25 protein-coding genes are annotated in these 26,303 nt (G+C 39.2%); 12 read left to right on the top strand and 13 right to left on the bottom strand.

Translation table 11 applies throughout. The annotated features are described in order from the left end of the window. The first annotated feature begins 5 nt into the window (after positions 1-5). The gene (locus tag CXF89_RS04600; RefSeq protein ID WP_121953936.1) at positions 6-1,973 is read left to right on the top strand and encodes a hybrid sensor histidine kinase/response regulator; all 1,968 of its coding nucleotides are present in this window, start codon (positions 6-8) and stop codon (positions 1,971-1,973) included. 19 nt (positions 1,974-1,992) lie between these two features. Next, a complete protein-coding gene (locus CXF89_RS04595; protein ID WP_121953935.1) occupies positions 1,993-2,613 on the top strand; it encodes a fumarylacetoacetate hydrolase family protein in 621 nt (206 codons plus the stop codon). Here the strand turns inward: CXF89_RS04595 and CXF89_RS04590 are convergent. The 3 genes from CXF89_RS04590 to CXF89_RS04580 form a co-directional block, all read right to left on the bottom strand. After that, positions 2,564-3,487 (bottom strand): ABC transporter substrate-binding protein, encoded by a 924-nt coding sequence (locus CXF89_RS04590; RefSeq protein WP_024593304.1) that lies wholly within the window; start codon positions 3,485-3,487, stop codon positions 2,564-2,566. The two genes, CXF89_RS04595 and CXF89_RS04590, sit on opposite strands and share 50 nt — an antisense overlap. A gap of 116 nt (positions 3,488-3,603) precedes the next feature. Further along, positions 3,604-4,656, bottom strand: coding sequence for an aldo/keto reductase (locus CXF89_RS04585; RefSeq protein WP_121953934.1), 1,053 nt, complete (start codon positions 4,654-4,656; stop codon positions 3,604-3,606). Between the two features lie 9 nt (positions 4,657-4,665). Then, the gene (locus CXF89_RS04580; RefSeq protein WP_010553137.1) at positions 4,666-5,100 is read right to left on the bottom strand and encodes an acyl-CoA thioesterase; all 435 of its coding nucleotides are present in this window, start codon (positions 5,098-5,100) and stop codon (positions 4,666-4,668) included. A gap of 692 nt (positions 5,101-5,792) precedes the next feature. On the opposite strand from CXF89_RS04580, the gene dinB reads away from it, so the two are divergent. Both dinB and CXF89_RS04570 read left to right on the top strand, forming a co-directional pair. Then, positions 5,793-6,845, top strand: coding sequence for a DNA polymerase IV (gene dinB, locus CXF89_RS04575; protein ID WP_024590076.1), 1,053 nt, complete (start codon positions 5,793-5,795; stop codon positions 6,843-6,845). Positions 6,846-6,974: 129 nt separating this feature from the next. Then, positions 6,975-8,495, top strand: a complete 1,521-nt coding sequence (locus CXF89_RS04570; protein WP_121953933.1) for a M17 family metallopeptidase — start codon at positions 6,975-6,977, stop codon at positions 8,493-8,495. An 88-nt stretch (positions 8,496-8,583) separates the two neighbouring features. On the opposite strand, the gene CXF89_RS04565 is transcribed toward CXF89_RS04570, so the two are convergent. Together CXF89_RS04565 and CXF89_RS04560 are read right to left on the bottom strand one after the other, a co-directional pair. After that, positions 8,584-10,221, bottom strand: a complete 1,638-nt coding sequence (locus CXF89_RS04565) for a methyl-accepting chemotaxis protein (protein WP_121953932.1) — start codon at positions 10,219-10,221, stop codon at positions 8,584-8,586. Between the two features lie 146 nt (positions 10,222-10,367). Next, a complete protein-coding gene (locus CXF89_RS04560; RefSeq protein WP_121953955.1) occupies positions 10,368-12,593 on the bottom strand; it encodes a S9 family peptidase in 2,226 nt (741 codons plus the stop codon). Between the two features lie 111 nt (positions 12,594-12,704). On the opposite strand from CXF89_RS04560, the gene CXF89_RS04555 reads away from it, so the two are divergent. Next, a complete protein-coding gene (locus CXF89_RS04555; RefSeq protein WP_121953931.1) occupies positions 12,705-13,109 on the top strand; it encodes an HIT domain-containing protein in 405 nt (134 codons plus the stop codon). Positions 13,110-13,150: 41 nt separating this feature from the next. On the opposite strand, the gene CXF89_RS04550 is transcribed toward CXF89_RS04555, so the two are convergent. Beyond that, positions 13,151-14,851, bottom strand: a complete 1,701-nt coding sequence (locus tag CXF89_RS04550; RefSeq protein ID WP_121953930.1) for a dipeptidyl-peptidase 3 family protein — start codon at positions 14,849-14,851, stop codon at positions 13,151-13,153. A gap of 296 nt (positions 14,852-15,147) precedes the next feature. Between CXF89_RS04550 and CXF89_RS04545 the strand changes: the two genes are divergently transcribed. Beyond that, positions 15,148-15,987: an HDOD domain-containing protein gene (locus tag CXF89_RS04545; RefSeq protein WP_024590070.1), complete on the top strand. Its 840-nt coding sequence runs from the start codon at positions 15,148-15,150 to the stop codon at positions 15,985-15,987. A gap of 54 nt (positions 15,988-16,041) precedes the next feature. Here the strand turns inward: CXF89_RS04545 and CXF89_RS04540 are convergent, their stop codons facing one another. Both CXF89_RS04540 and CXF89_RS04535 read right to left on the bottom strand, forming a co-directional pair. Further along, positions 16,042-16,719: a FlgO family outer membrane protein gene (locus CXF89_RS04540; RefSeq protein WP_121953929.1), complete on the bottom strand. Its 678-nt coding sequence runs from the start codon at positions 16,717-16,719 to the stop codon at positions 16,042-16,044. Between the two features lie 103 nt (positions 16,720-16,822). Then, positions 16,823-18,499 (bottom strand): amidohydrolase, encoded by a 1,677-nt coding sequence (locus CXF89_RS04535; protein ID WP_121953928.1) that lies wholly within the window; start codon positions 18,497-18,499, stop codon positions 16,823-16,825. 172 nt (positions 18,500-18,671) lie between these two features. Here CXF89_RS04535 and CXF89_RS04530 point away from each other — a divergent pair, with 172 nt between their 5' ends. Beyond that, positions 18,672-19,124 carry an energy transducer TonB gene (locus tag CXF89_RS04530; RefSeq protein WP_121953927.1) on the top strand — a complete coding sequence of 151 codons (453 nt, stop codon included), beginning with the start codon at positions 18,672-18,674 and terminating at the stop codon, positions 19,122-19,124. 57 nt (positions 19,125-19,181) lie between these two features. On the opposite strand, the gene CXF89_RS04525 is transcribed toward CXF89_RS04530, so the two are convergent. The 4 genes from CXF89_RS04525 to CXF89_RS04510 all read right to left on the bottom strand — a co-directional run bounded on the left by CXF89_RS04525 (position 19,182) and on the right by CXF89_RS04510 (position 20,337). After that, positions 19,182-19,418, bottom strand: coding sequence for an EF-hand domain-containing protein (locus CXF89_RS04525; RefSeq protein ID WP_121953926.1), 237 nt, complete (start codon positions 19,416-19,418; stop codon positions 19,182-19,184). 9 nt (positions 19,419-19,427) lie between these two features. Then, on the bottom strand, positions 19,428-19,664 hold the full coding sequence (locus CXF89_RS04520) for an EF-hand domain-containing protein (RefSeq protein WP_007581558.1): 237 nt from the start codon (positions 19,662-19,664) through the stop codon (positions 19,428-19,430). A 187-nt stretch (positions 19,665-19,851) separates the two neighbouring features. After that, complete coding sequence (locus CXF89_RS04515) at positions 19,852-20,079, bottom strand: EF-hand domain-containing protein (RefSeq protein ID WP_007581559.1); 228 nt, start codon at positions 20,077-20,079, stop codon at positions 19,852-19,854. A 24-nt stretch (positions 20,080-20,103) separates the two neighbouring features. Continuing rightward, a complete protein-coding gene (locus CXF89_RS04510; protein ID WP_007581561.1) occupies positions 20,104-20,337 on the bottom strand; it encodes an EF-hand domain-containing protein in 234 nt (77 codons plus the stop codon). Between the two features lie 330 nt (positions 20,338-20,667). Between CXF89_RS04510 and CXF89_RS04505 the strand changes: the two genes are divergently transcribed. The 4 genes from CXF89_RS04505 to CXF89_RS04490 are packed head-to-tail and all read left to right on the top strand — an operon-like array spanning position 20,668 to position 24,533. Beyond that, positions 20,668-22,125, top strand: a complete 1,458-nt coding sequence (locus CXF89_RS04505; protein WP_121953925.1) for a sensor histidine kinase — start codon at positions 20,668-20,670, stop codon at positions 22,123-22,125. 1 nt (position 22,126) lies between these two features. After that, positions 22,127-22,672 (top strand): hypothetical protein, encoded by a 546-nt coding sequence (locus CXF89_RS04500; protein WP_121953924.1) that lies wholly within the window; start codon positions 22,127-22,129, stop codon positions 22,670-22,672. A 2-nt stretch (positions 22,673-22,674) separates the two neighbouring features. Beyond that, positions 22,675-24,024: a sigma 54-interacting transcriptional regulator gene (locus tag CXF89_RS04495; protein ID WP_010553151.1), complete on the top strand. Its 1,350-nt coding sequence runs from the start codon at positions 22,675-22,677 to the stop codon at positions 24,022-24,024. Positions 24,025-24,032: 8 nt separating this feature from the next. Then, complete coding sequence (locus tag CXF89_RS04490; protein ID WP_121953923.1) at positions 24,033-24,533, top strand: DUF1543 domain-containing protein; 501 nt, start codon at positions 24,033-24,035, stop codon at positions 24,531-24,533. A 30-nt stretch (positions 24,534-24,563) separates the two neighbouring features. Here CXF89_RS04490 and CXF89_RS04485 read toward each other — a convergent pair whose 3' ends face one another. Continuing rightward, positions 24,564-24,791, bottom strand: coding sequence for a hypothetical protein (locus CXF89_RS04485; RefSeq protein ID WP_007581571.1), 228 nt, complete (start codon positions 24,789-24,791; stop codon positions 24,564-24,566). 132 nt (positions 24,792-24,923) lie between these two features. On the opposite strand from CXF89_RS04485, the gene CXF89_RS04480 reads away from it, so the two are divergent. After that, complete coding sequence (locus CXF89_RS04480; RefSeq protein WP_121953922.1) at positions 24,924-26,174, top strand: multifunctional CCA addition/repair protein; 1,251 nt, start codon at positions 24,924-24,926, stop codon at positions 26,172-26,174. The last annotated feature ends 129 nt before the right edge of the window (positions 26,175-26,303 follow it).

The raw sequence follows: 26,303 nt of genomic DNA, 5'->3' as shown, positions 1-26,303 counted from the left end.
ATTGTATGTTAGATAAAGTGACTCAGTTGCTGCTTGTAGAAGATGATGAAGATGATTACATACTCACCTGCGACTATCTGGACCAATTGGATTCACACACGTTTAACATTCAATGGATAAGTTCCCCAGAGCAGGCAATTGCAACGCTTAGCAAAAATGAGCACGACATTTGCCTGCTTGATTACCGCTTGGGTGCATCTAATGGTTTAGATGTACTAAAAGAAGCCATTGCTAATGGCTTTAGCGGCCCAATTATTATGCTTACCGGGCAGTCAAACGACGAGTTAGACTCGGCGGCGCTTGATGCCGGTGCAGTAGATTATTTAATAAAAACAGAAATGAGTTCGAGCCGCTTTGCGCGCGCTATTCGCTATGCACTTGCTCGTAAAGATGTTGAAGGTGAGCGAGTAGAGCGTTTAAAAGCCGAAGCCGAAAATCGCTCAAAAGACCGCTTTTTAGCTCATTTAAGCCACGAATTACGTACTCCTCTATCGTCTATTTTAGGTTACACCGAACTGTTAATGCAGAGCGACTTCAGTCAGCAAGCAGAAAATGAACTAGGTGTTATTTATCGAAACGGTAAACATTTATTGAGCCTGTTAAACGATGTGCTCGACTTATCTAAAATAGCCGCCGATAAACTGGAGCTGACCCTAAGCGAAGTTAACCTTGATAGCATGCTTGCCGATGTATACACGCTAATGCGCGTATCGGTGCTAGATAAGGGCCTTACGCTGCGCTTTGAATCTCATCAGCCATTGCCTTTGGTTGCACGACTGGATGCAACAAGAGTTCGCCAAATTTTAATAAACCTAATAAACAATGCAGTTAAATTTACCGATAAAGGCGAAATTGTTGTTAATGCGTGGACGCAATGGGTTGATGATACCGAAATGCTGTTTTTTAGCATTAAAGACTCAGGCATGGGCATTGCCCCTGAAAAACAAGAACTGATATTTAAGCCATTTGAACAAATAGCTGATGTAGAATCACGCTCTGTAGGCGGCGCAGGCTTAGGCTTGGCAATATGTGCTGAATTGTTAGCACGTATGCACGGTGATATTAGTTTGCATTCTGAAATTGGCAAAGGCTCTACGTTTACTATTTCGGTTTACCCAGGTGATATTAGCGAAGTAGAACGACAGGTACTTAATTTTAGTAGTGCGCCGCAACTACAAAGTAAATCGGCTCCATGCAAAGTGCATGGGCGAGTATTAGTAGTTGATGATTTACGTGATTTACGCATGCTAGTTGGTCATATGATCAGTACTTGTGGTGCGCGCGTCGATTATGCCGAACATGGCCAACAAGCGCTTGAAAAAGTGCGTATTGCAGATGCGTATAAAGCGCCTTACGATATTATTTTTATTGATATTCATATGCCTGTAATGGGCGGCAAGGAAGCTACCATAGAGCTTAGAAAAATGGGTTACAAAGGCCCAATAATCGCGCTCACTGCCGCTACTATGAAAGGCATACATGAGGAGCTTGCTGCACTAGGCTTTAACGATGTAATACCAAAACCTGTTGATAGCGCGGCTTTATACCAAAGTTTGCAAGATTATTTGGTAGCGCCAGAGCATGCACCGCAAGCTAAAGATATAAATTGTAGCAATGGCTTAACCGAGAAAAAGCAGCGCTTTTTACTTGTTGAAGACGATCACGATGCTGCGCAAATTACGCAGCTACTTTTAGAAAGCTTAGGTGTTGAAACGGTCATTGCGTCTAGCTGCGCACAATGTTTGCAAATACTTAATCACGACCAGCAATTTAATAAGGTATTGCTAGATATGCATTTACCCGATGGGCGTGGCATTGATTTAGGCCAGCAAATTAATGAGCGATATCCAGAGCTACGCTTGGTGATTGTAAGTGGCGCAGAGCCAGACCCTAGAGAAATAAAAGATTTAAATATTGACCGAGTTTTACTTAAACCTATTAATTTGAGCTTACTTGAAACGCTTATTAGCTAATAACTGAGACATTATTTATATGCATTCAATAAAGTTAGTATCTGAGAAATTAACACCATCAAAAGTAGTCTGTGTTGGTCGAAACTATACCGCACATATTGCAGAGCTAAACAACGAAACACCAGATCAAATGGTTTTATTTAACAAACCAAATAGCGCGATTAAAAATACGTTATTTGCGGCTCATAACGGCGATACACTGCATTATGAAACCGAGCTATGTTTTGTAGTTAAAAATAAAAAATTTGTGGGGGTTGGACTCGGCCTTGATTTAACTAAGCGTACTGTGCAAAGTAAATTAAAAAATAAAGGGCTTCCATGGGAGCGCGCTAAAGCGTTCGACGGCTCTGTAATTTTAACTGATTTTGTAGCGCTAACAGATGCAATGAAGCACTTTAGCTTTGAACTTAAAATTAATAATAAAGTAATTCAGCAAGGCGATACTCATTTTATGCTGCATAACCCGGACTCAATTTTACAAGAAATTAGTGAATTTATGAGCTTAGAAGATGGTGACGTAGTAATGACAGGCACACCGTCGGGCGTAGGTGAGGTAACAGCTAAAAGTATTTTTGCTGTTGCGCTTTATGCTAATGATCAGTGCTTGCTTGAGCATCAGTGGCAAGTAAGTAAAAATTAATAACTTGCTGTTGGTAGTGTTGATCAAAGTCGGCAAAGGTAGTTTTAAGCCAATTATGCTGACTTTGTTGATACTCAGGCGATTGTAGTACATTATTTTTTAGCGCGCGGTTGATTTTTTTAAGCGCTTGCTGTGCAAAATTATTAGGTGCGTTAGCCGCACAACCTATTGCTCCTCGTATAAATTGAATGTCATTTTCTGCAATTGGTACACTCTCTATATTCGTATATTCCCCTTGTTTATTAAAGTAATCGGCCATAAACGGGTAATCAATTGAGTAGTCTAAAAAGCCATGACTCAAGCGTGCTATAACAGCCTGACTTTCATTTTCGCTACTCCAACTTAACGACGATTCTTTATCTTGTTTTGTGTTTTCAATAATTGTATTAATTTTAGTTGTAAATTTACGTGCAGCAGCTTGCCCGTATACGTATTGCGGGTCGGTTAATAAATTAATAAGGTGAATAGGCGAGCCGTGCTTTTCTTCTAATTTGGGCTTTAGCTCTTTAGTCGTGATAATTGAAAATGGGGGATATACCGTTGTTGGATTTGAGTAGTTAAGCAGTTGGTTATTATGTTTTTTATAAATAACACACGGGAAGCATACGCTTTTTCCTTCACTTAAATATTTATTTATACGCTGCTGAGGGACAATTAAGCGGGTATGTTTTACATCTGTTATGGTTTTAATGAGTTGCTCGGTTAGGTTGTCGCAAATACCGCCTTGTGGTGCACTTTCGCTTTTAGCTATATGAAAAGGGGGCGTGTAACTTTGCAGCCAAATAATTTCTTCTAGAGGCTGTAATTTTTGTTCAACAGCATGCGCGTTAAATACAATTAATAGACAAAATGCATAGTATCCGTTTTTCAGCATTGATAAGTGTTCGTTGAATTAAGAAAACTTAATTAAAGTATAGTGTTGGTTGTAGTAGGGTCAAATATTTTAGTTAAAAGCAGCCTTGTTCAAGGCTGCTTTTAACTGGTATATGCTTAATAAGGCATAGGATAGTTTTTAAATATAGTGTTAATCTCACTAAGAATTTCGTCGTTTAACGTGATGTTAAATGCATCAATATCTTCTTTCAATTGGGCTATGTTTGTTGCACCAATAATTGAAGAGGTTACGCCATCTACTTGGTTACACCATGCGAGTGCTAGTTGTGCTGGAGTAATATTGTTTGCATGAGCCAGCTCAACATACTGCTTAGTGGCTTGCTCTGCATTGGGTGTATCTCTAAAAATACCGTTGCGCTGCATGAAGGTCCAACGAGATCCTTCAGGACGGGCACCGTTTAGGTATTTACCCGTTAATAAACCAGCCGCTAAAGGCGACCACGGTAAGTAGGCAATATCTTCGTGTACACATTGCTCTATTAAATACGGCCAGTCTTTAGCGTGCGCTAAGCTAAACTCATTTTGAATAGATACCATACGCGGTAAGTTATGCTCTTTGGCCAAACTTAAAAACTGGCTTATACCCCATGGCGTATCGTCAGATAAACCGCAGTGCTTAATTTTACCTGCTTTAACACATTCATTAAGGCCTTCTAGAATATCAAGCATACTAGCTTGCTGCTCTTGTGTATTTACGTCGGTAAATTTAAGAGTGCCGGGCCATGGTCTGCCAAAGTGAGGGGTAGAGCGGTTTGGCCAATGTAGTTGATATAAATCAATGTAGTCTGTTTGAAGTCGCTTAAGTGAATCGTCTACGGCTTCTATTACCGTTTGGCGCGTAATATTGCCACCATCACGTACCCACGATAATCCATTGCCTGCAATTTTTGTAGCAAGTACCACATCGCTGCGCTTTTGCTGATTACGCGATAGCCAATCGCCAATAATTTCCTCAGTTTTTCCATAGGTCTCTGGAGAGGGCGGTACCGCATACATTTCGGCTGTATCAATAAAGTTTACGCCTTGCTCTAACGCGTAGGCTATTTGTTCATCAGCATCGCTTTGAGTATTTTGTTTACCCCAAGTCATACTGCCCAAACATACTCTTGAAACGTTAATACCACTGCTGCCAAGTGGGCTGTATTGCATGAGAATTCCTTATTGCTCGTCTTGAGAGTAGCTAACTAACGCCGATAAAAGAGGCTCTGCAATGAGGGCTTTTTGGCCTGTTTCAAAATCAAACATAACCACTTTTGAAGTGCCTGTGGTTGTTATAGCGTTTTGTGCGTGACTAAATACGGTGTAATTCATAACAAATCGGTCTGTTTTTATATCAGAAATAGTAACACCGACTGTAAGCGTATCTGGGAATGTAACTGGGCGTTTATAACGAATGTTATTTTCGCTTATTACCGGGCCCACGCCATTAGGGCTTATTGTATCGAACAGATTTATTTTATTTAAGAAGTCGATTCGGGCTATTTCAAAGTAACGTAAATACACTACATTATTTACGTGTTGTAGTGCATCCATATCAGCCCACGCTACGGTGATGTCGGTATGGATAGGGTGCTGATCTTTAAACGTTTGCATTATTTATTGGCCCTTAATTTTAAAGTACTTAGATTATCAACATGGGGTTACGAGCTCAAGGTAATTAATGGCATGTTTTTTTATAAGATGATTGTACCTGTTTAATTTTAGGTCTACAGTTAAATAACACAGACAAACACAGACAAACACAAACACACACAAAGGTAAAAATATGCAGAATATAATTAATTGGTCCTTAGCTTGTTTGGTTTTTATAGCCTCTTTTACCTGTTACGCGATGGGGAATGAATCTGGCGCTATCATTTTAATGTTGGCAGGATTTTTATTTGAGGTTATGTATTGGCTACGTGGTTATAAGAGATCAGAGGACAATAAACACTTTTTTTAATCGTTAACTAGGGCCTGTTGACCTTTCAGGATTAAAATTTGTTCAATCTAGGGGCTATTTAATCGCGGCGCGAGGTTTGTGACCTAGTGGGCTAAGTAAAAACCGAGCAACAAAGAGTAAATTGCCCCTAGGCAGAACCCTTCGGGCAGCGTATGTTTGGCATTTTTGCTACGTTATCGCCTATTTATGGGGAATAACCACACTACATAGGCTCTGCCTTGCCTAAATACCAAACATACTGCTGCAAATTTAACCTCGAAAGATAAACAGGCCCTAGGCTTGCTTATCACATTTGATTCTATAATAATGACTGTATAAATAACCAGTTATTGTTGTTGTGGTGATGAAGAAGTTTATTCACATAGACATGGATTGCTTTTATGCAGCAGTAGAAATGCGAGATAATCCAAAACTTGCATGTGTACCGCTTGCTATTGGAGGCAATAGCCGACGAGGCGTGCTCTCAACCGCTAACTATATAGCTAGAGAATATGGCGTGCGATCGGCTATGTCGAACTATCATGCTAAACAATTATGCCCCGATTTAGTTATTGTCCCAGGGCGCATGGCTGTATACAAAGAAGCTTCAAATCAAATACGTGAAGTATTTAGCCGCTACACAGATTTAGTTGAACCTCTTTCTTTAGACGAAGCCTACCTAGATGTAACAGACAGCACCGCTTGTAAAGGCAGTGCTACACTTATTGCACAGCAAATAAGAGCCGATATTTACAATGCCACCGGGCTCACTGCATCAGCAGGCATTGCACCGATTAAATTTATTGCCAAAATAGCCAGCGACGAAAAAAAACCGAATGGTCAATTTGTCGTTTTGCCTCATGAGGTTGATGACTTTTTAGCGCAATTACCGCTGGGGAAAATTCCGGGGGTGGGTAAAGTAACGCTCGAAAAGCTAAATTTAAAAGGCTTATATACCGGCAAGGATGTACGTGAAAAAGGCGTTAACTGGATGCAGCAACATGTGGGTAATTTTGGTGTGTCGCTTTATCAAAAATGTGCAGGTGAATATGTTGGTAAAGTATCAACAGATCGCATCAGAAAGTCGCTGAGTGTTGAGCATACCTACGAATACAACAAAACAAGTTTGCAAGAGTGCTTAGATGAGCTGCCAAAATTGTTAGACGAATTAGTTTTAAGGCTTAATAAACAGCAATTACAAAACCGTATTAATAAGCTGAGTGTTAAAGTGAAGTTTGCAAATTTTGTAGTGACCTCAGCCGATCAGGCATACCACGAGCTAAACACAGAAATATTTATTCAACTCCTTACTAAGGCCTACCAACGAGGGCTACAACAACCTGTAAGATTACTTGGCATAGGCGTTGGTATTAAAAGCGAGCCAGAACAAAACTTTCAACTTAGTATTCTCGATTAAGCTGTAAAGCCTGTAACTCCAAGTTGCCATTTATTGGCAGGTTGTATAATTAGCCCATCGCACCTTGCTGGTCTTCAATATTTAAATCGACGATAATAGGGGCTTATGTTTTCTAACAGGACTTTATTTATGGCATACCCTCAAGCGGCTAGTGCAAGCCTTGAATGCACATCTCATGATGCGCTTATTATTATTAGTGATGACTTTTCTCTATTACCAAATAACTCATTACGTGATGCTATTTTAGACCAAGCAAAAGTTGATTCTCGTATTGGTAAACAAGTTACTTTATTATTGATTGAAAACAAACGCGTTGTACTTGCGCCAACGGGTCCGTTAAATAGAGATTACGACGATGTTCGCCGTTATTTTGATGCTGCTAAATTAGCAATTAACGAAGCAAAAGCGTCGGGTAGTGTTAACCCTGCATTATTTTTACCAAATTTAAATGGCGATAGCCGTTATCAGCATGCTTTAGAAGTTGCTTATTTAGGCGCTTGCCAAGCCTTATGGCAGCCATTAGAAGCGCGTGAATATCACGGTGAAAGTATTGAACCTATTACTCAAATTGGTTTAGTTGGCGCAAGCGAGCAAACAATTAAAGCTGTTAATGCAATTGCTGCGGGCCAATATGCCGCGCGTGACTTATGTGGCACCGAACCTGAGCGTATGGCTCCACCACGTTTTGCTGATTACTGCGTTGATTTATTTAAAGGCTCAAACATTGCGGTTGACGTAATTGATGATATTGCAGCTATTGATAAAAACTACCCAATGCTAAGCACTGTTGCTCGTGCATCGTATGCAGTTGAGCGCCATCACCCACGTGTTGTTAAGCTTGAATATGTACCAGAGGGCGAAATTACTCGTACACTTATGTTTGTAGGTAAGGGTCTTGTATACGATACAGGCGGTGCAGATTTAAAAGTAGGTGGTCATATGGCAGGCATGAGTCGCGATAAAGGTGGCGCAGCTTCTGTTGCGGGCTTTATGAAAGCCGTTGCGGATTATCAGCCTAAAGGCGTTAAAGTAGTATCGTACTTGGCTGTTGTTCGTAACTCTATTGGCTCGGATTGTTTTGTGCCAGATGAAATTATTACTAGCCGCGAAGGTATCCGTGTACGCATTGGTAATACCGATGCAGAAGGGCGCTTAGCAATGGGCGACCTGCTTAGCGAAATGAAAGATTTAGCTAAAGGCGAAATAAACCCAACGTTATTTACTGTAGCTACATTAACGGGTCACGCGGCACGTGCAATGGGTCCTTACGGTGCGTATGTTGAAAATGGTCCAGCTCGTAGCGCTGGTGTTTCACGTCAAATAGCTGACCTTGGAGATTTGTGGGCAGATGGCGCAGAAGTATCGCGTTCACGCCGTGAAGATTATGATTTTATTAAACCGCGTACGTTAGCTGACGATGTACTTTCTAGTAATAATGCCGCATCTGCAGTTACAGCCCGTGGGCATCAGTTCCCAATGGCGTTTATGGCTATTGTAGGCGGGCTAGATAAGCACGGTAACGACTCTGCGCAACCTCTACCATATGTTCATATGGATATTGCAGGTAGCGGTGTTGAAGGTGGTGATTGGCAACATGGTAAGCCAACTGCGGCATCTGTAACTAGCTTGTTTGCACGTTATTGTTTGTAATACTCAATAAGTTATCGCTTTAAAAAGAAAGCCCCAAATTATAAGTCATAATTTGGGGCTTTTTAATTAATACTCAATAAGTTATCGCTTAATCTAGTTTAAATAGATTAACGACGCTCGATAGTTGTTGGCTACTTTGTTTTAGCTTATCGCTGGCACCGGTTAACTGCTTGGTATTGTCGAGTGACTTTTCGGTTGAATGCGACAAATCGTTTATTCGTAAATTAACCTCATCGGCCGCTTGAGTTTGTTGTTCTGTGGCGCGAGCTATTTGACTATTCATTTCTGTGATTATCGATACGAGTCTTTCTATTTCATTAAGAGACGTATTAGCTAGTGATGCTTGCTCTACGGTTGAAAGCGAAAGCGCTTGGCTTGATTTAACGGCTTCAACAGCTGCTTTTGCACCTTCTTGAAGTTTGGTTATCATAGCTTGAATTTCATCAGTGCTTTGTCCTGTACGGCTTGCTAAAGTGCGCACTTCATCGGCAACCACAGCAAAGCCTCGACCATGTTCGCCCGCCCGTGCTGCCTCAATTGCTGCGTTTAATGCGAGCAAATTAGTTTGCTCCGAAATACTCCTAATAACATCAAGTACTGAACCAATATTGTGACTTTCGTTTGCTAGGTCTTCGGTTACACGACTTACTGTTTCTATATTGCTAGAAAGTGTTTCTATTGCTGTAATTGTTTGAGCCACTACATTTTTGCCAGTAGATGCATTTTTAGCTGCATCGTTTGCTGCTTGCTCAGCGGCTTCTGCATTACGGCTTACGTCATGTATTTGATGGGTCATTTGCTCCATAGCGGCTGCTACTTGTGTTGAACTGTCGTTTTGTAGTTCAATGTATGAGTGACTCGTTTTACTTGATTCATCAACTGTATATGCATGTTCACCCACATCAGTTGCGCTTTGTGATACATCAACTAAAGATTTACGCATTTTTGATATAAAAGAGTTAAATGAATGAGATAGCTCTGAGATTTCGTCATTTCCTTCTTCATTTAAACTACGTGTTAAATCGCCTTCACCTTGCGATATATCTTTCATCATATCGGCGGCCAATCGTGTTGGTGCAACAATGCTCCTACCTATGTAGTAACTAAGTAAAATAACGGCAAATATCATTACAACGGCATTAATAATTATTAAATTTCGTTGTTCTTCAAATGCGGTATCAATTGAATCAAGGTAAACACCAGATCCAATAATCCATTGCCATTGGTTAAATCCTTTAACAAATGCAATTTTATCGACAGGTTTATCTTTTCCGGGTTTTGGCCATTTATACGGTATAAAACCTTCACCAGAACTTTTGACAATATTTACCATATCAACAAACAATGCTTTACCGTCTGGGTCTTTATTATTGGTTAAATCTTTTCCTTCGAGTGCCGGTTTTATGGGGTGCATTATCATTTCTGGTTGGTAGTTATTAATCCAAAAGTAATTAGTATTGTCGTATCTGAGGGCGCGAATGGCTTGCATTGCTTGTGATTGAGCTTGTTGTTGTGTGAGTTTTTTATTTTGCTCAAGCGTATAATAATGATCAATAACGCTATATGCGGTTTCTACTACATTTTGTGTTTTTAGGTATTGCTCGTTTTTAAGTGCATCGTATTGATGAGTTAAGCTAGAAATACTTAATACGATTAAACCAAAAACAACAATTCCTACCAAAATGGCGAAACGTTGGAAAATACTAAAACGACGAAGGTTGGGCATACATTTATCCTTTATAAGTTTGCACTGATAGGTGCATAGAATAAGCGTAGCTAAAAAGTATATTTAATCTAGGCTCAACAACCATTAAGACAAAAAAAAGGCTGATTTATCAATCAGCCTTTATTCTACTTTTTAAACGTGTTTAACTATTTAACATCAAAATGACGATTAAAGAAGTTAGTAATTGTTTGATGTAAGTGCGTTTGTACCTGTTTACCACGTAAGCTGTGTTTAGAGCCTGGGTAGGTCATCATTTCAAACTGTTTCTCATTATCTTGAAGCTGCTTAAATAATTTAGTGGAATGAGTAAACAACACATTGTCGTCTGCCATGCCATGGTAAATCATTAATGGACCTTTTAAGCCATCAGCGTAAGGAAAAACAGCACTGTCTTCATAGCCCTTAGCGTTTGTATCAGGGTGACCTAAATAACGCTCAGTATAATGTGTATCGTATAGTGCCCAATCGGTTACAGGTGCACCTGACACGCCTGCTTGAAAGTAGTCACCCGCTTTAAACATAGTCATAAGTGCCATGTAGCCACCGTAACTATGACCATAAACACCAATGCGTTGTGGGTCTACAAAATCAAGAGTACGTAAAAACTCTACGCCTTTAATTTGATCTGCCACTTCAACTACACCTAAGTGCTTGTAAATAGCATCTTCAAACTTTTTACCTCGGTTGTAAGAACCACGGTTGTCGAGTTGAAAAATGACGTAACCTTGTTGCGCCATGTACTGAAAATACAAGTTTTTACTACGCCAGCTATTCGTTACTCGTTGTGCATGCGGACCACCGTATACGTTAACAATAACAGGGTGTTTTTTGCCATCGGTTACGTTGCTTGGTTTAAATAGGCGATAATGCATAACTTGACCATCTTCGGCTTTAATTGTGCCGTACTCTGGTTTTGTTAAGTCACTTAAATAAGGTGTAAGCGGGTGATTACTGTCTAGCTTGTTTTCTTCAAGCCACGTAATAAATTCGCCATTTATTTTGCGAAGTGCTGCTGAATTTGGTTTGTTGTCAGATGAGCTATTATCGATAAAGGTTTTATTGTCTTTTGCTATTACAACATTATGGTACTGACCTTTTTCGGTAATACGTTTTGTTTCACCCTTTTTGAATAAAGGAGCGCTGTATAAGTGGCTTTCAAGGGGGGTATCTTTACGACCAGCAAAGTACACAACGCCTTTTTTCTCATCAATGCCTTTTAAGCTATCAATAGTCCAATCACCAGATGTAATTTGGCGAACAAGCTGACCATTTGTGCGATATAGGTATAAGTGTTTAAAACCGTCGCGTTCAGATGCCCATACAAAGTGTTTTTTGTCTTTTAAAAACTCAAGATCAAAGTGTAGGTTAATCCACGTATCGCTGTTTTCAGTAAGTGCTACCTTTTGCGTTTTTGACTCGCTGTTATAAAAACGAAGTTCTAGTTTATGTTGCGAGCGGTTTTGCCATTGGTACGACAGTGTACCGCTATCTTTTAACCACTTAGCGCGGGCAATATAAATATCTTCGTCTTTACCTAAATCAATCCAATCTACTTGTTGATCGTTTAGTTTTACTACGCCAAGTTGAATTTTGACATTATCGGTACCTGTAAATGGGTAACGTTGATTAAATAGTTTTACTTCATCAGCGTAAATCTCGTTACGTATGGCTTCTTTTACTGGGGTTTCGTCAACACGAGTATAAGCAATTTTAGATTCGTCACCTGACCACCAGTAGCCAGTCATGCGGCTCATTTCTTCTTGAGCAACAAACTCGGCCATGCCGTTTTTAATAACGCCGCCACCGTCTTTGCTAAGCTGAATTTCTTTACCTGACTCAAGCTCTAAAGCATAAAGGTTTTGCTCTCGAATAAACGATACATAGTTACCTTTAGGTGAAAAACGTGCATCGGTTTCAAATGTTTCAGTGTCGGTTAGTTTTTTACTTTTGCCTGATGCTAGTTCGTAATAATAAAGGTCGCCGTTTAATGGAAATAAAAGCGCTTTACCATCTTTAGACCATTTGTATTCAAGTATGCCTTTACCAAAAATGCGCTGGCGTTCACGGCGTGCTTTTTCTTCATCAGAGAGGTTTTCTGGACCTGAAAATAATTTAGCTGAATCAACCAGAATACGATTTTTTTTATCTTTTAAATTGTATTCCCATAAATCGTAGCGGTTGTAGTCATCATTTTTACCTTGTAAATAAGTTACTCGGCTGCCATCCGGCGAAAATTTAAGTTGTACCGGCGACTTACCCGACAGGCTTGGATCGTCAAAAATACGCTCCAGCGATAAAGGTTTTGCTTGAACACTAATAGCGCCAACTATTAATGGCAGGGCAAGTGAAAGGTGTTTTATTTTTTTTAGCACAAGATTGCCTTCGCTTTTATAAATATTACTTTGAATGGTAAAGCCAAGCGTGTGCAACTGCAACTAAATGCTATAAAGTGTCAATTATTAAAGACTAAGCAGGACATAATAATGACTAACCCTGAATTCGAATTAGCCCCAGAGCTTAAACGTGACTGTATAGACCTTGCCGATTGGCCGCTGTGTAAAGTACTTTTGTTGAACGATAGTCAGTATCCATGGTTTGTATTAGTACCAAGGCAACCTGCCTTAAGAGAGATTATTGATTTATCTGAGGGTGATCAAATTGTGTATTTAAAAGAGTCTGCAAAGCTAAGCAAGTTGATTATGAATGTATTTAAGCCTGATAAGTTAAACATTGCTGCTTTGGGAAACATGGTGCCGCAATTACATATTCATCATATAGCACGTTTTACGACTGATGCTGCCTGGCCTGCGCCAATTTGGGGTAAATATCCAGCAGTACCGTATACAGAACTACAAATTACAGAGTTAAAAAAAGCGCTACAGTTTTAAACTGCAACGCTTTTTTAGGGTTTAGCTAAGTTTAACTAAGCTTATTTAAGCCCTAGTACTTCTTTACCTTGCTTAAACGTTACATCTACAGGAATATTTGCTTTGCTTAGTTTTTCTAAGTCTTTAGCAAGTTCTTCTTTAATGTCGCCATGAGTTGCAATTAGCTGGTCTACTTTTTCGTAATCGCCATCACCTTGCAAGGTCAAAATTAAGCGAGAAAGCTTAGCCATTGCAATGCTCATTTTTTCCATATTAACGCGATATAAACCGGCTTCATTTTTAGAAAATGCGCCTTCTTGTGCAAAAAAGTTAAAGCGAATCATGTTTGCTTGACCATGTGCGCTTGATGCACCAAAACGTACTGAGCGGAAAATACCAGCCATAAAGGTTGTGTAGTAATCTTCAAGTGTACCTTCAGTAATCTCGCCTTTTTTAAGCAACTGCTCAACCATATATAAACCAAGTATATCGGCTTTGCCTTCCTCAAGTGCACTTGCGTGTTCTTGTAGAGATTGGCGAACAGTACCTTTACCTGTAATGGTATTTTTAATACCTAGACCGTGAGCCACTTCGTGAAACATGGTGTTAGCAAAAAATGCATTGAAAGTAATATGCTTACGTTGTTCAGGTACAATTAACTGCTTTGAAATTGGTACTAAAATTTTGTCAAACTTAGCACGCATTGCATTTTTAAGTTGTAGGCGGCGAGTACCTTTTTCTAATTGTACTTGCTCATCGTTTGGCAGGTTAATCGCTATTGTTTTACTACCAGCGTTAGAGTGACCTGCGTAATAAACAACATCATAAGCGTTTAAGTCGGCGTCAGAGCCAGGTACTTCCTGTTTGTACTTAGCATCAACAGGTAAATCTTTTTGAAGCTCAGGTAAAAATGCTGCAAATTTAGCTAGGCGTTCGCTCCATTTTAGATCTTTAATTAATACATAAGACTCATAAGCAGCACGGTAACCAAACAACTGGTCTTCGTAAGTCTCAATAGGACCAATAACCACATCAATAGGGTTATTCTTCATATCCATCCATGCAAAATCAGATACTTGAAAATCATCTTTTTGTAGGGCATCAGCACGTAGGTTTAGGTAATTAGCGAATTCTTTATCGTCAGCAAGCTTACTTGCTTCACGTAGCAGCTCGGCTGCTTTTGCAAGTTCAGTAGCATACTCTTTAGAGTAAGGTACGCTGTAAAGTTTGCCTTGCTCATCACGTTTAATAACAGAGTAAAGACCTGTTTTGTCTTCAACATCGGCATTGTTTAATTCTTCTTTAGTGATGTCTGCAGGGTAAAACTGCGCACCAAGTGGTTTTTCTTTATAACCCGATAAAAAAGCTTCATCACCATTTAAACGATCCCATGGACCGTAGTTAATATCGGCAAATTTACGTACTTTGTCGTCGTTTAGTTTTGCTAAAAAAGCGTCTTTATTTTCGCCAAAAGATTGTTTCCAAAATAACTCATCCATTATTTTTGAAGCATCAATAAGCTTTGCAACCATTGCTCGTTGGTTATCGCTTAAGTGCGATAAATCACTTTGTAAGCTAAAGTCGGTGTAAATATCTAAACGTTGGTTATTTGCATTAATAAGCCCAGGGCCTGATTGTGCACTGCTTTTTTGAGCAAGCTCTGTGGCTGTGTTGTCGGTAGAAGACGGCGCTTGTTCAGAACATGCACTAAGAAAAACGACACCAGAGAGCATAATTGCTTGGCTAATTTTATTTAAGATCATTATATTGCCTGTTAAAAAGTAAGTTTAATAATTTGTACTGCTTTAGTTAAAAAACTAAATATGTACAAACGCTTCCTTATTGTGAGTGCATTAAAGCAAAACTAAATAGTAAATAGCAAGTATTTGGCGTTGTAAGGCAGGCATGAGCGATAAAGCATTATAAATAAAAATAAACTTCTATAATTTTCTTAACTTTATCGGTAAGTTAGACAATACTAATTATATTACTAATACGAAAATTAACTGCCTGAGTTTGCAGTTACTTTACAGGCTGAACACAAAAGGACGGCAGCTTTATGTCTACAGAAAACGCTTTATTAACGATTCTAGTCGATAGAATAAATAACGATACGTTGGTTTTACCAACGCTACCTGAAGTAGCGATTAAGGTTCGCCAAGCTGCAGATAACCCTGATGTGAATTTAATGCAAATGTCAGATGTAATCTCACAAGACCCAGCGCTTTCAGCTCGTATGATAAAAGTAGCTAATAGTGCGATTATGGGACGTTCTGTAAAAGTATCTAATTTACAACAAGCAGTGACTCGCATTGGGTTGCGCCAAATTAAAAATATTGCAACAGCTATGGCTATGGAGCAATTATTTGTATCAAACAATGAGCTGATTAAAGGCTACATGGGCAAGGCTTGGCAAAAAACATTAACCGTTGCTAGCCATTCAATAACACTCATGGAGTTTTACTTAAAAAACAATAAACACACTTCATTAAATCGTGATTCGATTACATTAGCTGCGCTTGTTTATAATATTGGTGTATTACCAATTTTAACAGAAGCTGAGCGCCACCCTGAAGTGTTTGCCAACCCAAGCTTTTTAGCGCACGCAATTCAAAAGCTGAGTGGAAAAATTGGCTCATCTATTATGCAAGCGTGGGAATTTCCTAAAGAGTTTGTTGATGTAGCTCTAAGCTGGGCAGATCCAAGTTACAAACCTGATAAAGTTAGTTACGTAGACTTTATTCGAGTAGGCGCTATTTTAGAGGGAACATTACAGGTTTCTGATAAGTCAGCAGCGCTGCAAACGTACATAGATAAAGGTGTAATACCGTCTATGCAATTATTCACAAGTGATGAATACAACGATATGCTAAAAGATGTGAAAAACATGTTTAGCTAAACATGTTTATTACACAAACTAAAAAGGGTTAACTTGCGTTAACCCTTTTTAGTTTTATTGAATAGCGTCTAGTACTATTCCATCTGTTCTGCGAGTAGGGTATAGCGATTCAACCACAAAGCTGGGAATAAACCCTTTAGCTGATGACACCACTACTTTAGATTTAGCGCCAATAATACGAGCATTAACAACAACACCGCGGTTGGTGTATGTAAGCGTGCCAGTTAAAGTGTATTCAATATGTGGGTAGCCTTTAATATCTTTGCCATTACGGCTAAATGAGAAATCACCCATCGGTGTCACGTGCACTGTGCCTGTGTGCTTATAATCAACAACAGACAAACCAAACTCTTGTAATTCAGTAATAAAGCTTTCAGCTAAATGATTGCCAAAAATATTAGTAGTTTGCAGGTTGTCGTCTAAATTTACAAACGAAGTTATAGCGATAGGCGTGCTACTATTTATGTAATTCATATTCTCAATTAGTTTCATTGCTAATTGCTCTGTGTAATTACTTAGTAACTTACTGCTGTTAATTGGGCGGTAGTTATTTTCTGGAAATTGCCAATTACTCACGCGCGGCTGGTTATTTTCAGCATAGCGATTATGGGCATTATTATAGCCAATATTGTTATGTGGTGCATGTCCATTGTAAACAGGATGGGTAGAGCAAGCTGAGAGTGATAGTGTAAAAAGTGCCGATAAAGTAAGAGTTATTTTTTTTGATAACATGTTTTCTTCCTGAAACATAAGGGGATTTTATAAATACCCCTCCTTATCGACACACTTTTTGATTACTTTAATTAAATTTAATAATTAATTTGTTTATTTTTGATTATGGTGCTTTTGTAACCTCTTCTTTTTTATAGCGAAGCTTACCTGCTACCCATGTTTGCAGTACGTTTGTTTTGTATATCTCGTCAACAGGTACTTTAAAGTAGTCTTTATCAATTAAAATAAAGTCGGCCCATTTACCTTTTTCTAAACTACCCACCTTAAATTCTTGATGAGCTGAATAAGCGCCACCGAGAGTAAATGCACGTAATGCATCTTCGCGGCTTAGTACTTCACTTGCGCGCCAGCCGTTTTCAGGTAGTTTGTTATGATCCATGCGTGTAATGGCTGAATACAAACCATCAAATGGATTTGCAAGCTCTACCGGGTAATCAGAGCCTGCTGCAACAACCGATCCTTGCTTTAAAAATGTTTGCCAAGCATAGGCACCGCTTAATTGTTTTTCAGTTAAGCGTTGCTCTGCCATATGCATATCAGATGTGGCATGTACTGGCTGCATTGAAGGGATTATTTTTAACGCTTTAAAGCGAGGGATATCCTCAGGCGTTACAATTTGTGCGTGCTCTATTCGGTTACGTAGTAATATACCGCCCGTTTTTTTAAACACATTTTGATAAGCATCAAGTACTACTTTATTTGCTTTATCGCCAATTGCGTGGGTATTTGCGCTAAAGCCGCTTTTAAAGCTTTGTGTAAAGAGCGCTTCGAGTTTTTCTTGTGTTTCAAGCATTAAACCATGGTGACCAGGTCTGTCTGCGTATTCTTCAATCAGAGCGGCTCCGCGAGAGCCAAGTGCGCCATCGGCGTAAACTTTAACACTGCGAATTTCCATAAAGTCATTTTTGTCGTGGTATCGGCCTGCCTTTAACATTGTATCTAAATCAGGGCTTGCACCACTTAACATTGCCACAATACGTAGCGGTAAATTACCAAGGTCGCCGCGCTCTTTGTAAACCTCCCATGTGGCTTTATCAATACCTGCATCGTGAGTAGAGGTAATGCCTAAACTTAATAAATGCTTACCTGCTGCATCTAGTGAGTCACTTATATCTTGCTTTGAAGGGGCTGGCATATGCTGGGTAATTAGCGATTCTGCTTTATCTACAAAAATACCCGTAGGATTGCCAAATTCGTCTTTAATTATTTCACCGCCTTCAGGCGCTTTTGTTTGGGCGTTAATACCAGCAAGTTCGAGCGCTTTTGAATTAACCCAAATGGCGTGACTATCAACCCGCGAAAGAACCACCGGTCGATCGCTCACTACTTTGTCTAAATTTTTAGCTGTAGGAAAGCGTGTATCAGCCCAAAGCTCTTGGTTCCAACCTCGCCCAATAATCCAACCTTGTTTGTTATCGGCAAATACTTTTAGTTTATTTGTTACTTCATCAACCGATGTTGCGCCGCGTACGTCAAGTTGCGATAAATTGTCGCCAAGGCCAATAACGTGCCCATGAGCATCAATTAAGCCAGGTAATAAGGTATTACCGTGCGCGTCAATTAGCTTGGCATCTGGGTAGCTATCTTTAAGTGTTTCGCTACCGAGCTTAACTACCTTGCCATTTTTAATAACGAGGGTAGAAAACTGCTGTACTTCACCTTTGTATAAAGGGGTATAACCATTGGCGTTATAAATTACTTTTGTTTGTGCGAGAGTGTAACTAGAACTAGCGCAAAGGCTGGCTAGTATGAGTGGTTTGATTATTTTTTTGAGTGGCATAGTTACTTAATTTTTATTGTTAATTTACTTACATTAACAAACTTGATTTTATAATACCAATGAATTGATAGACCTCATTTTAAGGCTTTTCTCTATATTAACTGTTTACAAAATAGGTAATTGATGTAATTATTTAGTATGTAAAACAATCAATAAAGCATAAGGAAATGCTATGAAAGCTCTCTATTTATTACTCCCCTTGAGTATGATGCTAACAGCCTGTAGTTCAACGTCTGATAAACAAGTAAGCGATGAAATGCAGAGTTTTATTGATTTATCGAGTCCTGAACTGCGAAGTAAGGCCGGTGAATACTGGGATGTTGTTAAAAGAGTAGAGCCGCGATATCCGATAGAAGCTGCAAAGAAAAGTATTTCAGGTTGTGTTGAGCTTGCTATGTTAATTAATTCACAAGGTGAAGCCCAAGGGTATAAGGTTATCTCGTCTTACCCTGAGGGCGTGTTTGATAATAACGCGGCAGCTGCTGTGGGTTTATGGCGCTGGAAAGCGACAACTGAAAATACGAGTAAGCAATCTATTCTAACTTATCTCAAAATGGATTTTATGGTGAGCCCAAAACCTACTGATGCAGAGTATTTGGCGCATTGTTCTAAAAATAAAGCCTGAACGTAATTAATAGATATAAATATAATAAGCTAGGTGCTTGTTTACCTAGCTATAAAACTACTTACTTGCATATAAGCCATATTCATTTAATGCTAATTTACCGTCTTTGTCACTGTCGTAGCTTGAAAACCGTGACCACAAAGCCGGGTCTATAGCGGTTTCTGAACGTGATAAAAAACCGTCTTTATTCCTGTCTAGCTTTTTAAATTGCTTTGCAATGTCGTTACTTGCGGCAAAACTAGATGCGCTAAAAATACTAAACGCCAGCAGCGTTATATAGCTAATACTTTTCATACAAATCACTTAGTAAAGGTTGTTAGTTAGATAACTTTTAAATTCGACTAGCGAAATTTGGTTATCTTGGTTTTTGTCCCATTTTACAAAGGTGTTTAAAAGTTGTGGTTGGGGATCAAGTTCGTCGTGTGTTAAATAGCCACTTTTATCACTATCTAGGTGATCAAAGCGCTGCTTTACATCAAGTGCCGCGGCATCAAAACTTAATAGCATTAAAATGCTTATAACAAGGGAAAGTATCTTCATGGTCTTCCTTCCAAAAGATGTATTAAAAGTTCGTGGCTAAAATAAAGTAAAAAGGAAAAAAGCACTTGCCGTAATTTAACTCCCAACATTAAATCCTTTTACACACTCCCTCAGGGATTATGGCAAATGCTTTTAAATTCAGTTTACTTGTAACAAGCTTAAGTAAAGCTTAATCAGTAATTACTCATTAAGGCTTAAAGCTTTCAAATTCTTTTTTTGAGACTTTTTCATCACCGTCTTCATCTAAGTCGGCAAATTGTCTCATTACTTCCTTGTCTTCCTTAGCTTCTACAATTGATATTTGTCCATCCATATCTTTATCTAAATGGGCAAAGCGCACGTTTGTTGGCGATGCAATTACGGTGGCACTAATTGCTAAAAACATTAATGAAAAAGCGGCTATAAGTTGTTTCATAATCACGTTCCTTATTAAATGAGTTTATTGAATAAATTTTTTGAATTCATCTAGCGACAATTGCCCATCTTGATTAGTATCAATTTGTAAAAAATTCTCGTGTAACACGGCATCTTCACCTGCTTCGGCTTCACTTAATGTGCCGTTACTGTCTTTATCAAGCTCGTTAAAAGTCGCGTGAACGTCCATTGCGTGTGCGTTAGCGCCTAAAAAGCCTAAAGCCAGTAATGATGAAATTACTAAAATGCGTTTGTTCATAATTATTTCCTTATTGATTAAAGTTATTACTCCTATTACAAAAATGATGCCAAAAATAATTATTGTTAATTTTCAGGTGTTTATATTTTTAACTTAAAGGGGGTGAGAAGTTTTTACGGGGTTTATTGTAATTTTTGTGTACCTTTTGCAACACTATGTAGTGAGATTAAAGGTAGGGTTTAAAAATCAATGGTTTACGTTGTCTCTATTTGGCGACACATTGTTTTTGTAGCGCTGGCTGTTAATCGTATTAAATATAATTGCTGGTTCAGCTAGTGTATAAGGTAAGCACTTAATAATAGAACGCTTAACTTAAAAGGACTAAACGAAATGCCAGCAACCATAGCTAAAAAATACCATGCAATGCTTAACTGGCGGCCTAATTTAATTGGGCAATTTGCAATGAGTATGCTGCTTTCGTTACTCCCGCTTTCTATAGTGGTGATTGTATTTTTAAATGCGCTTAACAAGCAATTAGCAGTGACTCAAAGTATCGTGAGTAACAACTACCAAGTTACCAAATCGTTCAATACTCTAAAACAAGAACTCAACAGCCTTGAGCGCGCCACTAGGCAAAACTGGGTATTAAAAAGCGAATCGTTAGATAAGCTCATTGTCGATAAATGGCAATCATCCCTGCAAAGTATTGATGAACTTAAATTTGTAAACACGGTTAAAGATTACACCCACCAATGGCAACGCTTATATGCCACCTTACAAACAGCGCATGTAGAGCTTGTTGAGAAAAAACAACAGCAAGCGGAGCTATTTGTGCCAGTGAGCGATTTAGTTGCTGAGCTTACTTTATGGTTACGTGATAAAAATGAAGCGCAAATTACCAATAACCAAAATGAGCTTACAAGCCTACAAACTTCATTTATAAACTGGCTGGTGGCACTTATTCCGCTTACTTTAATTGTTGGTGGTGGTTTTTTATGGCGTATAAGTGGGCGACTAAAAGGGTTAACTACGGTTATTGATAAGCTAGGGCAGGGACATTGGCAGCAAAAAATATCTGTGAAAGGCTCCGCTGAGCTAGTTGAGCTAGGAGAAAAACTCCAATGGGTGCAAGAGCAACTTCACATGCTTGAGCAGCAAAAAGATACTTTTTTACGCCATGTTACCCATGAGCTAAAAACGCCGCTTGCTTCAATGGTCGAAGGCACTGATTTACTAACTGATGAAATAGTAGGCCCAGTTACTGCTGAGCAAAAAGCAGTGCTTGAGCTTATTAGCCAATCTATGGTGCGCCTTCGTACAATGATTGACAGCCTGCTGAGTTATAATGCTATTCGCACCAGTAAAGACAGCCTAAGCGAAGTTGAGTTTAGCTATCTTATTAATAAAATTAATAGCCATTTTGAACATCGCTTAAGTGCGCGTCAGCAAGCTCTGCAATGGCAAAATAACTTACCTAATAAACAGCTTGCTTTACCTAGTGAGCTTATTGAGATGATTTTAATTCAGCTTATTTCAAATGGCTTAAAATTTTCACAAGATAAGCAAAGCGTTACTATTAATTTAGCACTTGAGCAAAACCAACTTTGCATTGGTGTGCTTGATAAAGGGTGCGGTATTAAAGAGCAAGAAAAAACTCAAATTTTCAGCGCATTTTATCAAGGTAAACACAGTAAAAATGTTACGCTGCAAGGCAGTGGGCTTGGCTTAACTATTGTGAAAGAATCTGTTGAACAGCTAAGAGGTACACTTACTGTTGAGCATAACGAGCCGGATGGTTGCCGGTTTTCAATTAAAATTCCCATAACAAAAAATCTAGGAGTTAATTAACATGCGCTTGCGTTTAATCGCTATTTTATGTGTGCTCAGTAGCAGCATGGTTATATCAGGTTGTGAAATTACTAATGGGCAAGAAGAGCGTGTGTCAATTACACCTGCACCTGTGGTCGATACCAAAATAGCAAACGACAAAAACAGTAAACCTAGTCCAAAACCCAGACCAAAAATTGAACCTAGCTATCCGCCTGCAGAGCAAGTTATTGCATGGCACGCTAATCAGTGTGGCGGGTTTAAATTGGTACCAAAAAAAGATATTTTTACAGGTGAAAACGACCTTAAACGTTTTTTTAAATTTATGTGCTTAAACATAAGTGATGATCCAAATACGGTAATGACTAAGTTGCTAAAACTCGATTTAGCTTACTTTTGGCCAGATGATATAAAGCAATATTTATGGCTTCAAAAGCAGCAAGTGACTATGCAAATAAATGCTAAAAAAGAGCAGCAAGCACTTAATAATAAAATGCAAGAAACCCTCTCATCGTTAGCAACAATTGAGCAGCAGCTTTTACTACGAGAAGAAACTAAGGAGCAGTAACTATGGCAGCAACTAAAGTGCAAGGTGCAAAAGTATTACTCGTTGACGACGACGCTAGCTTATTAAAACTGCTCGCTATTCGTATCGAATCAAAAGGATACGAAGTAACGACCTGTGAAAGCGGCTTAACCGCACTACAAATACTTAAAAGCCAAGTGTTTGACGCCGTAATAACCGACCTACGTATGGATGAAATGGATGGCATGGCACTGCATCGTCAGTTGCAAAGCCGCTACCCTGCATTACCTGTCATTATGATGACAGCGCACGGCTCAATTCCTGATGCCGTAGAGGCAACTAAGCAGGGCATTTTTGCATTTATAACTAAACCTGTAGATAAAGATGAGCTATTTGACAGCCTTGCTAAAGCGATAGAAATACATGGTGTTAATGCAGATGAAGCAGCACCTAAAAGTAATATAGTTACGCGCAGTGGTGCAATGCTGCACTTGTTAGAGCAAGTAAAACTACTTGGGCCAACGCAAGTTAATGTATTGATTTCGGGGGCTAGTGGTACAGGTAAAGAGCTACTCGCACAGGCGATTCATCAGCATAGTCATGTAAGCGGTGGCCCTTTCGTTGCAATTAACTGCGGCGCTGTACCGGGTGAGCTTTTAGAGTCAGAATTATTTGGTCATAAAAAAGGCTCGTTTACGGGCGCAATTAAAGATCATCAAGGTTTGTTTCAGCAAGCTGAGGGCGGCACGCTATTTTTAGACGAGATAGGCGATATGCCACTTAACTTGCAGGTTAAGTTACTGCGCGTATTACAAGAAAAAACAATTCGCCCCGTAGGCTTTCAAGAAGAAATTGCGATTGATGTACGAATCGTATCGGCAACACATAAAAATCTTCCTGAAGCTATTTTAAACCAGCAATTTAGAGAAGATTTATACTATCGCTTAAACGTAGTTAATTTAAAATTACCGCCATTGTGTGAGCGCCGCGAAGATATAAGCTTATTAGCACAGCACTTTAGTGCAAGCATTGCTAAGCGCATGAAGCAAACTGAAAAACACTTTGCAAGCGATGCTATGCATGCGCTTGTGCGTTACGACTGGCCAGGTAATATCCGCCAACTACAAAACGTAGTAGAGCAGGTTGTAGCATTAACGCCAAGCGATGTTATTTCAGAGCACTTAGTATTAGCTGCGCTAAATAGTAACGAAACAAACGTAGAACCATTATCACTAAACGACGCTAAAAAAGAGTTTGAGCGCGACTATGTGATTAACACTTTAAAAATGGCAGGTGGTAACGTAGCCGAAGGCGCTAAGCTTGCCAAGCGCAATCGCTCAGATTTTTATAAGTTGATTAAAAAGCATAATATTGATGTTGATAATTTAGGTTAAGGAAAAGCATGCAGTTATTTATGGTGTATTTAGGCGGGCGAATTCAAGGATGCCACATTGAAATGCATGATATTCGTTTTGTTGTAGGGCAAAACATCGAGCAAACTTATACAAAGTTAAAAAGCCAATGGGTAGGCGACAGAAGTAGTGTTCACATGGATAGCTACATGGCAATTAATGATATTGATGGCTTTAAAGTAGAGATTGTTGATACGTACATTGAACAAAATAAACAACTCTATTTTGTAAATTTAGGCGCTTACAGAAGTGATTCTATGGCTGAGCAACACGACTTTGCACTGTATGTTGCAAGCAGTAGCCATGAAGCTAAAGAGCGAGCTAAAAACGATTTACTCGCAGGGCTTAGCCATATTCATAAAGATGATTTACATGACGTAGACGATTGTTTTGCGATTGATTTACTCGACAGCCAGCTAAACATTAAGCTCACGCCCAGCGGTATATCGCAGCCTATAAAGCCAGACTGGTTTGGCTATCACATACTTTAAATTATAATAAGTAGCTAAAACTAAGCAGGATTAAGAGTCCTGCTCGTTTTGTTCATCCTTTTCGCTTTTAGCCGCCATTTTAAACGCCACAATAACCAATCCAAACATAGCAAACGGCAGTGCTGCTAACATGTATTCAACCACATTACTGTCTTGAAAATTTGCTTGTAGTAAAAAGTGACCCGCCACACACATTAAAATAACCACTAATAAAATGGGTAGTAACATAAGTTCTTTTTTTGATGAATGGTTTTTCATTAGTTGTGAGGCTATAGCTGAAAATAATGCGCCATTGTAATGAGCTTACTTAAGCTTGGCAAACACCGCAGAATTTTTTAATTAATGTTATGATTAGTATCAAACAATTTTATTAATGTTTATGGGAATAAAGTGAAAAGTAACTTAAAAAAAGTTTACCTCGTTGGTGGTGCAGTGCGCGACAAACTGCTAAATATAAAATCAAAAGATAACGATTATGTAGTGATTGGTGAAACGCCAGACACAATGCAGTCGCTCGGTTTTGTACCAATAGGTAGCGACTTTCCGGTTTACTTGCACCCAAAAACAAAAGAAGAATATGCACTTGGGCGCACAGAGCGTAAAAGCGGCAAAGGCTATACTGGCTTTGTGGTTGATGCCAGCCCAACGGTAACGCTCGAAGAAGATTTAGCAAGACGCGATTTAACCATAAATTCAATGGCGCTTGATGAACACGGTAATATTATTGACCCGTTTAATGGCCAAACTGACTTACAAAATAAAACACTGCGCCACACCACTGAGGCATTTGTAGAGGACCCTGTTCGAGTACTGCGTATTGCCCGTTTTTTAGCGCGCTATGGCAGTGATTGGCGTATTCACCCAAGTACGTATGCATTAATGCGCGAGCTTAAAAATAAAGGTGAGCTAAATCATTTAGTACCTGAGCGCGTGTGGCTTGAAACCGAAAAAGCACTGGGTGAAAAGCACCCTGAGCTTTATTTTGAAGCACTGCAAGGTTTAGGTGTTTTTCCAGAACTTGAGCGCATGGTTAATGTACAGCAACCGGCAAACCATCATCCTGAAGGGGATGTATTTGTGCATACTATGTTGGTACTTAGGCGTGCAGCCGATTTAAATTTTAACTTAGAAGCACGCTTTGCTGCACTTACCCATGATTTTGGAAAAGCGCTTAGTTTTAAAAAGTATGGAAACCTACGTGGACACGAACGCGAAGGCGTTGCCGTTATTGAAAAGTTTTGTGAGCGCTTAAAAGTACCTAACCGTTTTCGCGATGTTGGTGTACTCACCAGTGATAATCACACCCTTTGCCACACGATTGATCAGTTAAGGCCGCAAACCATTCACAAGCTAATAGTGACTAACTTAAATGCGTTGGTACACCCAGAACGTTTTATAGCGTTTACCCAAGCATGCCAATGCGATGCGCAAGGGCGTGGTGAAACACTGGTAGATAAGCCATACCCGCAAGCAGCTAAACTGCGAGCAATTCATACTGAACTGCAAAAAATGGATAAGAAACAAGTAGTGCAAGATGCACTTAAAAATGGCAAAAAAGGCCCTGAAATAGGCGAAGAAGTAAAACTTGCAGAAATAAACTGCATTAAAGCATTTTTAGAACATGAGAAGTCCCAAGCGTAATAAAATTAGACTAAGTAGTGCGATACGCCTTGGTTTTTAGTCGCGTCGTGCTTTCTTAGCTCTTTGTAATTGGTGTTTTTTGGTTTTATCTCTTCAGACTTGGGCTTTTTTGAGGGCCTGTATAAGTCA

The organism is Pseudoalteromonas sp. MelDa3, from assembly GCF_002863625.1.
In the GTDB taxonomy this organism is placed as follows: Bacteria; Pseudomonadota; Gammaproteobacteria; order Enterobacterales; family Alteromonadaceae; genus Pseudoalteromonas; species Pseudoalteromonas arctica.
Note: the sequence above shows the minus strand (reverse complement) of the source record. Positions and strands in the feature narration are given on the sequence as shown.